General features: G+C 60.2%; 13 protein-coding genes and 1 other RNA gene. 6 read left to right on the plus strand and 8 right to left on the minus strand.

Annotated elements, in window-relative coordinates; all coding sequences use genetic code 11:
- On the minus strand, positions 1 to 256 hold a 256-nt coding region (locus PF446_RS07560), incomplete at its 3' end, for a YciI family protein (protein WP_298070747.1).
- 39 nt (positions 257 to 295) lie between these two features.
- Complete coding sequence (lysS, locus tag PF446_RS07565; RefSeq protein ID WP_298070748.1) at positions 296 to 1,855, minus strand: lysine--tRNA ligase; 1,560 nt, start codon at positions 1,853 to 1,855, stop codon at positions 296 to 298.
- Between the two features lie 216 nt (positions 1,856 to 2,071).
- Here lysS and PF446_RS07570 point away from each other — a divergent pair, with 216 nt between their 5' ends.
- Positions 2,072 to 2,854 (plus strand): hypothetical protein, encoded by a 783-nt coding sequence (locus tag PF446_RS07570; RefSeq protein ID WP_298070750.1) that lies wholly within the window; start codon positions 2,072 to 2,074, stop codon positions 2,852 to 2,854.
- A gap of 45 nt (positions 2,855 to 2,899) precedes the next feature.
- On the opposite strand, the gene prfB is transcribed toward PF446_RS07570, so the two are convergent.
- The 3 genes from prfB to PF446_RS07585 form a co-directional block, all read right to left on the minus strand.
- Positions 2,900 to 4,031 (minus strand): peptide chain release factor 2 gene (gene prfB / locus PF446_RS07575; protein ID WP_298070751.1). Its coding sequence is split into 2 segments (ribosomal slippage): positions 2,900 to 3,955 and positions 3,957 to 4,031, totalling 1,131 coding nucleotides; the frame shifts between segments, so codons are not numbered across the junction.
- A gap of 75 nt (positions 4,032 to 4,106) precedes the next feature.
- Complete coding sequence (locus PF446_RS07580) at positions 4,107 to 4,484, minus strand: STAS/SEC14 domain-containing protein (RefSeq protein ID WP_298070753.1); 378 nt, start codon at positions 4,482 to 4,484, stop codon at positions 4,107 to 4,109.
- A 31-nt stretch (positions 4,485 to 4,515) separates the two neighbouring features.
- Positions 4,516 to 5,145, minus strand: a complete 630-nt coding sequence (locus tag PF446_RS07585; protein WP_298070755.1) for a response regulator transcription factor — start codon at positions 5,143 to 5,145, stop codon at positions 4,516 to 4,518.
- An 87-nt stretch (positions 5,146 to 5,232) separates the two neighbouring features.
- Here PF446_RS07585 and PF446_RS07590 point away from each other — a divergent pair, with 87 nt between their 5' ends.
- Positions 5,233 to 6,807: an MASE1 domain-containing protein gene (locus tag PF446_RS07590; protein WP_298070757.1), complete on the plus strand. Its 1,575-nt coding sequence runs from the start codon at positions 5,233 to 5,235 to the stop codon at positions 6,805 to 6,807.
- Positions 6,808 to 7,165: 358 nt separating this feature from the next.
- On the opposite strand, the gene fur is transcribed toward PF446_RS07590, so the two are convergent.
- Positions 7,166 to 7,576, minus strand: a complete 411-nt coding sequence (fur, locus tag PF446_RS07595) for a ferric iron uptake transcriptional regulator (protein ID WP_298070758.1) — start codon at positions 7,574 to 7,576, stop codon at positions 7,166 to 7,168.
- Positions 7,577 to 7,664: 88 nt separating this feature from the next.
- Here fur and bamE point away from each other — a divergent pair, with 88 nt between their 5' ends.
- Entirely contained in the window at positions 7,665 to 8,105 is a 441-nt protein-coding gene (gene bamE / locus PF446_RS07600) for an outer membrane protein assembly factor BamE (protein ID WP_298070760.1), read from the plus strand.
- A 1-nt stretch (position 8,106) separates the two neighbouring features.
- Here the strand turns inward: bamE and PF446_RS07605 are convergent, their stop codons facing one another.
- A complete protein-coding gene (locus PF446_RS07605) occupies positions 8,107 to 8,493 on the minus strand; it encodes an RnfH family protein (protein ID WP_343224663.1) in 387 nt (128 codons plus the stop codon).
- Entirely contained in the window at positions 8,387 to 8,818 is a 432-nt protein-coding gene (locus PF446_RS07610) for a type II toxin-antitoxin system RatA family toxin (protein WP_298070766.1), read from the minus strand. Before PF446_RS07610 ends, PF446_RS07605 begins: the two co-directional genes overlap by 107 nt.
- 61 nt (positions 8,819 to 8,879) lie before the next feature.
- Here PF446_RS07610 and smpB point away from each other — a divergent pair, with 61 nt between their 5' ends.
- From smpB to PF446_RS07625, 3 genes are all read left to right on the plus strand, one after another.
- Positions 8,880 to 9,374, plus strand: coding sequence for an SsrA-binding protein SmpB (gene smpB, locus PF446_RS07615; RefSeq protein WP_298070764.1), 495 nt, complete (start codon positions 8,880 to 8,882; stop codon positions 9,372 to 9,374).
- 81 nt (positions 9,375 to 9,455) lie between these two features.
- Positions 9,456 to 9,812, plus strand: a transfer-messenger RNA (tmRNA) gene (gene ssrA / locus PF446_RS07620).
- 177 nt (positions 9,813 to 9,989) lie between these two features.
- On the plus strand, positions 9,990 to 10,343 hold the full coding sequence (locus PF446_RS07625; RefSeq protein ID WP_298070765.1) for an Arm DNA-binding domain-containing protein: 354 nt from the start codon (positions 9,990 to 9,992) through the stop codon (positions 10,341 to 10,343).
- Positions 10,344 to 10,354 lie beyond the last annotated feature (11 nt).

A 10,354-nucleotide genomic window follows, 5' to 3' on the forward strand; every position in this document is an offset into this window, starting at 1 on the left:
ACACCCCCGCAGCTACATAGGGGTCGGCATCGGCCCATGCCTGCGCAGCCTGCTGGGAATCGAACTCGGCGACGATCAGGCTGCCGCTGAATCCGGCAGGACCAGGCTGCGGCGAGTCGATGGCCGGAAAGGGTCCCGCCAGGCGTAGGCGGCCCTGTGCCTGCAACGCCTGAAGCCGCTGCAGATGTGCTGCTCGCGCGGACTTGCGCTTATCGAGACTGTCCGGATGGTCGGTACCGCGGATGACATACCACATGAAAATCAAACCTTTGCCGTGATCGAGTGAAACAGGGTGTCAGCCCGCCTGCGGGCGCATGTAGGGAAACAACAGCACGTCGCGAATCGAGGACGAGCCGGTCAGCAGCATGACCAGACGATCAATGCCGACGCCAAGACCGCCCGTCGGGGGCAAGCCAACCTCGAGTGCCCGGATGTAGTCGGCATCGTAATGCATGGCTTCATCGTCACCGGCATCCTTGGCCTCGACCTGGGCCCTGAAGCGCGCCGCCTGATCCTCCGGATCATTGAGCTCGGAGAAGCCGTTGGCAATCTCCTTGCCGCCGATGAAAAGCTCGAACCGATCGGTCATGCCCTTGTCGGTGTCGCTCTCGCGGGCCAGCGGAGAGACCTCGACCGGGTGGTCAGTGATGAAAGTGGGCTGCACCAGGTCCGCCTCGACCGTCTTCTCGAAAATCTCCAGCAGCAGCTTGCCCCAGCCATAGCCGGACTTCACCGTCACACCCAGCTGACGGGCGTGCTTGGCCATGGCCTCGCGATCACGGATCTCCTCGCGCTTGATCTGCGGATTGGCCTCGAGCACCACATCGTCCATCCGCACGCGACGAAAGACCGGACCGACATCGATGTCCTGCCCATCCCAGGTCAGCGCAGTGGTCTCAAGCACGTGCTCTGCAGCGTCGCGGATCATGCCCTCGGTCAGGTCCATGATCTCGTGGTAACTGGCATAAGCCTGGTACAGCTCCAGCATGGTGAATTCGGGGTTGTGGCGGGTCGATACGCCTTCATTGCGGAAGTTGCGGTTGATCTCGTAGACCCGATCAAAACCGCCCACCACGAGGCGCTTCAGGTACAGCTCCGGCGCCACACGCAGGTACAGGTCCATATCCAGCGCGTTGTGGTGGGTGACGAATGGCCGCGCGGTCGCACCACCCGGGATCACATGCATCATGGGCGTTTCAACTTCCATGAAACGACGTCCGGGCGCTTCCAGCCATTGCCGGATGTAGCCGATGATCTGCGAGCGCAATGCGAACGTGCGACGTGAGGCCGCGGTGACGATAAGGTCGACGTAGCGCTGGCGATAGCGCTGTTCCACGTCGCTCAGGCCATGAAACTTGTCGGGCAACGGTCGCAGGCTCTTGCTCAGCAGCCGGATCTGTTCGACGCGCAGCGACAGTTCTCCCGTGCGCGTACGCATCAGGACACCCTCGGCACCGACGATGTCGCCCACGTCCCAGCCCTTGAACGCATCGTAGACATCACCCACGGTCGCCTGCCGCACGAACAGCTGGATCCGGCCCGTGAAATCCTGCAGCTGCACGAAACTGACCTTGCCCTGCACACGCTTGAGCACGATCCGCCCGGCGATCTTCACCCGGACTGATTCAGCCTCGATGGCCTCGGCGGTATGCACCTCGAGGTCGGCATACTCTGTCTGCAGATCACCGGCAAATCGGTCGATGCGAAAGTCGTTCGGATAGGCAATACCCTGCACGCGCAGCGCGGCGAGTTTTTCACGGCGCTCGGCAATCAGACGGTTCGGGTCGACTTCGGGCGCCGTTTCAATGTCCGGGCCGGAAGCCGGAGCATCTTCGGGATTTCGTGTTGCAGTCATCGGGGTATCCGTGCACGCAGTAACTGCGCAGTGTATTCGAGGCCGTCCGCTTCACAAAGCCATCGGCGAAACTTCGCGTCAGGCCCGGCCATAAACAGCCTGAGGAGGTTTTTTTGTGAATTGCCTCACATATTTCTCGGGAGTATAAGTGTATGCCTCGCCGCCGGCTCGATGGGGATTTTGCGGCGAGTCACCTCTATTGAAAGAGGTACAACCATGACTTTACGGAACCTTAAGTCGGCACTACTTACGTTGCTGGCTGTCGTTGTCGTGTGCGTGAGCGCACAGACCGCGGTCGCCAAGGAGGCAGCTCCGAAGAAAACGGAAAACAACATTACCGGCATGTGGCTACTCTGGGTCAAGGATGGGCAGTCCGCGAAGTTCGAAGCCGCGATCAAGCAATACGCGGCCTGGCGCAAGCGTGAGGGCGACCCGTTCTCGTGGTCCGTGTACAAGCCCATCGTGGGCAGTGATCTGGGGTACTACGTGGTGCGCTCGGAAGGGCATACCTGGAGCGAGATCCAGGCCGAGGAAACCTGGGATCAGGCCCACACGAACGACGCAAGCGGCTCCCACCTGGGCGAGTACGTCAGCCGGGAGGCGCATTATTTCAGCCAGGATGACAACCCACACACGCACTGGACGCCCAGCAAGGACTACATGTACTTCAGCGTGACCACGTATCACTTCATACCGGGCACGGGCGCCACCGTGCGCAGCGTGCTGGACAAGGTGCAAAAGGCCGTCAGCGACGCCAAGTGGCCCTACAGCTACAGCATCAGCTACCTCATCGGCGGCAAAGGTGGCATGGACATCGTCGAACCGATGAAGTCCCTGGAAGGGATGGCCGAGTCCAAGCCCAGCATGATGGAAGTGCTGGCCAAGTCGCTGGGTGGCAAAAAGGCGGCGCAGGCCCTGATGCAGAAGTTCGGGACGTCCATCAAGAGCCACGACTACACCATCTATCAATACCGACCCGACCTGACCGACCAGAACTGAGCGTGATCGAGGTACTTCGCTCCTGCTCCGGCAGGAGCGATTTTTTCAGGCCGTCGCGTCGCTGCGCTTGGCCCCGGCCTGCAGGCCGGACTTGAGCGCGCCCTCGACGAATTCGTCCAGGTCCCCGTCCAGCACCTTCTGCGTGTCACTGCGCTCGATGCCGGTGCGCAGATCCTTGATCCGTGACTGGTCCAGCACGTAGTTGCGGATCTGGCTGCCCCAGCCGATATCGGACTTGGTCGCTTCCAGCGCATCCTTCTCGGCGTTGCGCTTTTGCACTTCCAGCTCGTAGAGTTTTGCGGCCAGCATCTTCATGGCGCGGTCGCGGTTGGCGTGCTGGCTGCGCTCGGTCTGGCAGGCCACGACCACGCCGCTGGGCAGGTGCGTGATGCGCACCGCCGACTCGGTCTTGTTGACGTGCTGGCCACCGGCGCCGGACGAACGGTAGACGTCGGTCTTGAGATCGGCCGGGTTGATGTCGATGTCGATACTGTCATCGACCTCGGGTGAAACGAATACCGAGGTGAAGCTGGTGTGGCGCCGATTGTCCGAATCAAACGGGCTTTTGCGCACCAGACGGTGCACGCCGATCTCGGTTTTCAGCCAGCCGTAGGCGTAATCGCCCTCCACGCGGATGGCGGCCGACTTGATGCCGGCCACTTCACCACCGGAAACCTCCAGCAGCTCGGTCTTCCAGCCGCGGTGCTCACACCAGCGCAGGTACATGCGCAGCAGCATTTCGGCCCAGTCCTGGGCCTCGGTGCCACCGGCGCCGGCCTGGATGTCGACAAAAGCATTATTGGTGTCCATTTCGCCGGAGAACATGCGCTGAAACTCGAGCTTGTCGACGCGACGTGCGAACTTGGCGATATCGGCCCCGACCGAGGCCAGCGTGGCTTCGTCACTGTCCGCCGCCGCCAGATCCAGCAGCTCGCCACTGTCGGAAAGTCCGTTTGCGAGCGTGTCGAGTTCGCTGACGATCTGCTCCAGACGGGCACGCTCACGGCCCAGGTCCTGTGCCCGGGAAGGGTCGTCCCAGACGGACGGCACCTCCAGCTCGCGGGTTACTTCTTCCAGGCGTTCGCGCTTTCCCGGGTAGTCAAAGAAACCCCCTGAGCGCATCGACACGGCCCGTGAGGTCGGTGATTTGCGCAAGGACTGGATTGATCTCGATCATGATGACATCCATACAAGTGTACGCCCGCACGCTTGCAGGCAAGGGCGGCGAGGATAGCAAATGCCGGTGGCGCTTTCAGTGCTGTTGCAGACTTTCGACAATCCATGAACGTGCTGCGTCGAGCTGATTTGCACGGAAGGCGCGAAAGTCTCCGGGCATCAGCGCACCCAGGGCCGGAACGGCCTGCCGCATCCACTCGACATCGGCCACCACCGCGACCCGCTCGAATCCCGTGAAGTGGCGCAGACCGAGCTTGGCATCGTCCCACAACGCACGGCTTTCGAAACCCGTGAAATCTTCGGCAAAGTGATACAGCAACCGGACCTTGTCGTTCAGCGTGAACACTGCTTCGATGTCGGGCACGATCACCGACTCATAGTCCTCCGCCGTGACCTCCCCGTGCGCAGTGAAGCCGATTACGCCGGCCGGAAGATCCTTCATCTGTTTGATCATCTGTCGTACTCCATGGCCCTCTCGCTGAGCGTCAGGCCTTCAGGTATCCGCGCTCAATGGCCAGGCGATACAGGTCCAGTTCGGAACCGGCGCCCAGCTTGCCCATCAGGTTTGCACGATGAATGTAGACCGTCTTCTGCCCTATGCCCAGAGCGGCCGCAGTCTGTTTCGGTGTCTTGCCCTCGGCAAGCAGCAGGAACACCTCGCGTTCGCGTGCGGTCAGTCGATGCAATGGGTCCAGTTCCTTGCTTGGCCGAATGGCACGGCGACGCGCAATATCCGAGCTGATGAACTGCTTGCCTGCCATGACCGCACGCAAGCCGGCCACAAGCTCCTCAGGAGCGGCACCCTTGGTGACATACCCGCTGGCACCGCGCCGCAACGCCTCGGAAACATACGGTTCGCTCTCGTGCATGCTCAGCACCACCACGCGGGTGTTCGGAGAAATACTGATCAGGTGCTCCACCAGGGGCAGTCCACTGGCATCCGGCAGGGAAAGGTCCAATGCCACCAGATCGGGAGCAATCTGAGCTACAGCTTCCACTGCCTCATCGGCGTTGCGGCATTCCGCACTCACCTCGATGTCGGATTCCATCTCGATCAGGCTCTTGAAGCCCTCACGGACAATGGCATGGTCGTCGACCAGAACGATTCGATACATGAGAAAACTCTAGCGCCAAAATGAACCATTGGGGAAACTACTTTCGATAGTGCCCGCATGTACACTTCTGCTGCCATGCTCAGACGTATGCCCCTCCGCACCCGCGGCCCTGTATTGGGAACTGCCTATTTCGCCATCTGGCTTCTTCTGCTGACCTATGCAGAACCCAACTGGCTAGTGTTTCCGGGGCTTCGCTTCAGCGTGCTGATGCTTGTCCGACCGCGCTACTGGCCCTGGTTGATCGCTTCCGAATGGCTGGCCGACATCCAGCACCTGACAAGTCTTTACGGCATGTCGCTGGAGACATTGGACTTCCTGCTTGGTCAGGCGCCGCATGTGCTGCTGGTTGCAGGCCTGGTGCTGGTGCTTCGCCGGTTCGGGCTCAAGGCCTCGCTTCGCACGCCGGAAGATGTGGCTCGATTGCTGGCTGCTGCGCTGCTGGTTGCATTCGCCAATACACTGGTGAGTTGGGGCCTGAACAAGCTGCTTCACCCGATGCAGGCCCTGGGCGGAATCGGTGGAGCGATCGGTGGCGAACTGATGCATGAATACCTGGGCTGCCTGCTGATCGCGCCCTTGCTGATCATGCTGACTCGTGATTTTCCCGAGCGTAGAGATATTGTCCGCACCATGTTGGAAACCCTGCTGGTTCTGCTCCCATCTCTGGCCTTGTTGCTGGTGATGCTGCAAAGCTCGCCCCCGTTGCCAGGATTTGCGCGGATCCTTTCGCTGGCGCCAGTGCTGCTTTTCGCCTTTCGCAATGGCTGGCGCGGAGCGATCTTCTCGATGCTGGTGGTCAACTGCGGGATGATGCTTTTCACTCAGGTCGACCTGCACCACCCACCCTCCTCCGAATCATTGCTGTTCCTGGCAGTTGCGGGCACTGGCGCAATGGTTCTCGGATCAGCCTCCGATGCACTGCGCCGAAGCAGTCGTCGCCTGGCCGTACAGAACGCCCGTCTGGAAGGCGCCAATCGGCGCCTGGACCATCTCGCACGTCAGCTCAGCGACGCAGCACGGCGCAATCTCCGCACCGAGGAGCATCAACGTCGTCATGTGGCGGCCGAACTGCATGACGAACTCGGCCAGAACCTGACCGCCATCCAGACGCGCGTGAAACTGGCCCAGACCCGTCTGCGTGAAGCTGGCCTGGCGGATGTCGAAACCTCGATCAACGATATCCTTGCCCACATGCGCGCTGCCGTACGTCGCCTCCTGAACAGCCTGCGGCCTACGGTACTGGACGAATTCGGTCTTGCCCGGGCACTCGAGGAGGGACCGATACGCGACCTGCTCAAGACGGCAGGCATCGAATACAGCGTCGAATTGCAGGGCAACCTGCGCGACCTTGACGAGGATACGCGTACCACGGTCTACCGTGTGGTCCAGGAAGCGGCTACCAATACCGTCAGACACGCCATGGCCGAAAACTTCGCTTTGCGATTACGCAGCGGGATACGCCAGAGTGGTCGTGTGGTGCTCATCGACCTCAGGGACGATGGCATCGGCCTTGGCATCCACCCGCATGATCAACGTAGCGGTCATGGTCTGCAGAGCATGCGCGACCGGGTCACAGCATTGGGAGGGATCTTCCGTATCTACCCCGTCGCGCGAGGCACACGCCTGCGGATTCTGCTTCCTGCCAGCACCTCGAACCATTAGTACAAAAAATTATTTTTGTGTAGATTATTGAAAAAAAAAGTAATTTTTATGTTATGAATGGACGTAAGAATTTTTCCCATATTCAGCCTATCCATGGATCATTAAGCTCAAGCACGTTGATGTGGGGGAGTCGCCGCACAGCGGCGGTTCGAGTCGGTCGTGGGGACGATTGGCTCAACAACCCGGAAGGATCCGGGTTTGCCGGTTCAGTGACCTGATGCGCGTCCGGACTGATGCCATCACGACCTGTGCCGGTCTGAGCCGTGAGAAGAACATGGAGTTCTTCCACGGCTTTTTCGTTTACGGAAAATGTGCCGCCGAAGCATCACATCCCCTGCGCCCAGGATGACGGGTTCTCTCAGCCCCGGTTTTTGCGCACGTACAGCACCAGGCTGTGATCCTCGATCTGATAGCCATGGCGCTTGGCAATTTCGTGCTGCAGCTTTTCGATCTCGTCGCTGACGAACTCGATGACCTTGCCGCTGTCTATGTCGATCATGTGGTCGTGGTGTTGGCCACGATCAAGCTCGAAGACGGCTTGGCCGCCCTCGAAATTGTGCTTGACCAGAATGCCGGCCGCCTCGAACTGTGTAAGAACGCGGTAGACCGTGGCCAAACCGATGTCCTCCTTGTTCTCCAGCAACCTGCGATAGATGTCCTCGGCCGTAAGGTGCCGCTGCGGGGACTCCTCGAACAAGTGCAGGATGCGAGTACGCGGATGCGTGACCTTGAGGCCGGCCTTGCGCAGCTCCTGGGTTTCCTGGTTCATGAGGGATTCCTGCCAGCGCAAGCGCGCCATGTGCTAATTGACGTCTAGTGTATCATTGCCCCTTTAGCTCCAACCGGATCCACAGCCCATGCAAACGCTCTTTCGCACACTGGTCCTGGCGACCCTTGCAGCCTCCATCAGCGCTTGCGGACTGGTCTACAAGCCCGCCGTGCAGCAGGGCAACCTGCTTCAGAAGAAAACCGTGGACAAACTCAAGATCGGCATGACCAAGCGTCAGGTCGCGGTACTGCTGGGCACCCCAGCCATTACATCCCCGTTCAACCATGATCGCTGGGACTATGTGAATACGATGTACATGCAGGGTCACAAGCCCACCATCCACGCCATGACGCTTTACTTCAAACTGGGCGCACTGGCCCGTATCAAAGGCCACTACTACGGCCAGAATGCGACCAAGGAACAGGAGCTTCTGAACCAGGCCAAGAAATACCATGTCGAGGAGCCAACAAAGGGTCCTCGCGGAGACAAGAATCACAACAGCGGCGCACCGCAGCCGGGTGGTAGCTGATTCAGTGTTTGGTTCGATGCGCCCTGCGCCTCCGGGCCTCCATGGGATCCAGTTGCAGCGGACGATAGATCTCGACACGATCGCCATCGTGCAGTAATCGATTACGCTTGACCTTTCGCCCGTGGACACCCACTGGCATCCGATCCAGGTCCATCTGCGGAAACACCTGGTTCACATCGCATGCGGCCAGTGCATCGGCCACGCAGGAACCCTCCGGCAGACAAACGCTTGAGCAATAAGCGCTTTCAGGTAACGCGTACGCCACCTGGACCGTAATCGACTCAGGCATATGCCTGTTCGGCCTCGGCGCAGAAATCATCCACCATGCGGTTGGCAAGGCTCTGGAATCCCATACGAAGCGCTGCAGCTCCGAGACCGCCGGCAACATCGAAATCCAGGTTCAGCTCGACCTTGCACCCCTGTTGACCCAGCGAGGTGAATGTCCAGCCCCCTTCCAGCTTGCGCAAAGGTCCATCCACCAGCTGCATGTCCAGGCGCTCGGGGCGATGACCCGTATTGCGGGTCGTGAAGCTCGGTCTCAGACCAGCCAGGCGCAGATTCAGACGTGCCACCATGACGTTTTCATGGTGTTCAAGGATCGACGCCCCCACACACCACGGGAAGCGCTTTGGGTATGCTTCGACATCATTGACCAGGTCGAACATCTGTTCTGGCGTAAAGCGCACCAGCGCGCTGCGACGGATCTGGACCACGGGCTCCTCATTCATTCCGGTAGCTGCCATTGTACGGCGGCACCCCTACAGTCTAGCGAACATGGCCAAGAACAAGGGCAAATCATCGGACAAGGGCGGGGGTACCATCGCGCTGAACAAGCGCGCCCGCTACGAATACCACATCGACCGTCGCTTCGAGTGCGGCATCGCCCTGCAAGGCTGGGAGGTCAAGTCGCTGCGTGCCGGGCGCATCAATTTCGGCGACAGCTACGCCATCATCAAGAACCGCGAGATCTATCTGTTCGGGACCTCGATCCCGGCCCTGATCTCGGCCTCCACGCACGTGCTGGCCGATGACCGTCGTACCCGCAAGCTGCTGCTGAACCGCCGCGAGATCGACGAGCTGATCGGCGCGGTCGAGCGCAAGGGTTACACCCTGATCCCGACCGCGCTGTACTGGAAAGGCAACAAGGTGAAACTGGAAATAGGCCTTGCCCGGGGCAAGAAGGACCACGACAAACGCGAGGTCGAGAAGCAGCGCGACTGGAACCGCGAGAAACAGCGCATCCTGCGCGCCGGCAACCCGACCGCCTGAACACCGCCCTGCCCGCCTGGACAAATGTCTTGAACCGGAACGGATCGCCTATATACTGATTCTTGCCAACATGCTTTCCCCGGGGGTGTCATGGCTTCGACGGGGGTAGTGCGATGGCTTGGTGCATGCCGAGGGGGCAGCTTTCCTCGTTAAACCAGCCGCAAAACTCATAATTGCCAACGACAGCAATTACGCTCTCGCCGCTTAAGGCGTAAGCCCCGAACCGATCTGTGCCCGTGCGGGCCGGTGTAGGGTCATCCACGCGGGACCGCTTCCGGACTGTTGCCTGTCGGCCCGGAGGTCAAATCAAGCAGGCTGGTCCTGCGGTGCGCTTTGCCCACCGTGCTATTGCAGGACGAGACCCAACGGTGAGCTAAGCATGTAGAACCGGGCGTCAAACGCCTTCGGACGCGGGTTCGACTCCCGCCACCTCCACCAATTCAAGCTCCAACGCAGTCCAAAAAAGGCCAGAAACCCTAGCAATAGCAAAGGTTCTGGCCTTTTTCTTGTCTAGACCCGTCCAAGAGCATCCATTGCAATCTGCCCCTAAATAGGGGCATTTCCGGGGGCATGAGGCATCCAGGTCATGGTGATGCCCCCAGCGAGGATGCCCCCATGCTCACCGATACCGCGATCCGCAAGGCTAAACCCGCCGACAAACCCCGCCGCATGTTCGATGGTGGCGGCCTGTATCTGGAAATCTCGCCGGCAGGCGGCAAGTTGTGGCGGCTCAAGTACCGAGTCAACGGCAAGGAAAGGCGCCTGGCGCTGGGCATCTACCCCGATACCAGCCTCGCAGACGCTCGCGAGAAGCGCGCCACGGCCCGCAAACAACTGGCAGCAGGCATAGACCCTAGCGAAATTCATGTCTGGACAGGCGCAAACGCAAGCCGCGCAGAACGCATATTGGGTTGGTGCAAATCAAACACGAATCCTGCTTGCACTTGGCCTACCCGCGGCGCACGATGAAGCGCGGGGCT

Origin of the sequence: Oleiagrimonas sp. (genome assembly GCF_027858935.1) — a bacterium.
GTDB lineage: Bacteria > Pseudomonadota > Gammaproteobacteria > Xanthomonadales > Rhodanobacteraceae > Oleiagrimonas.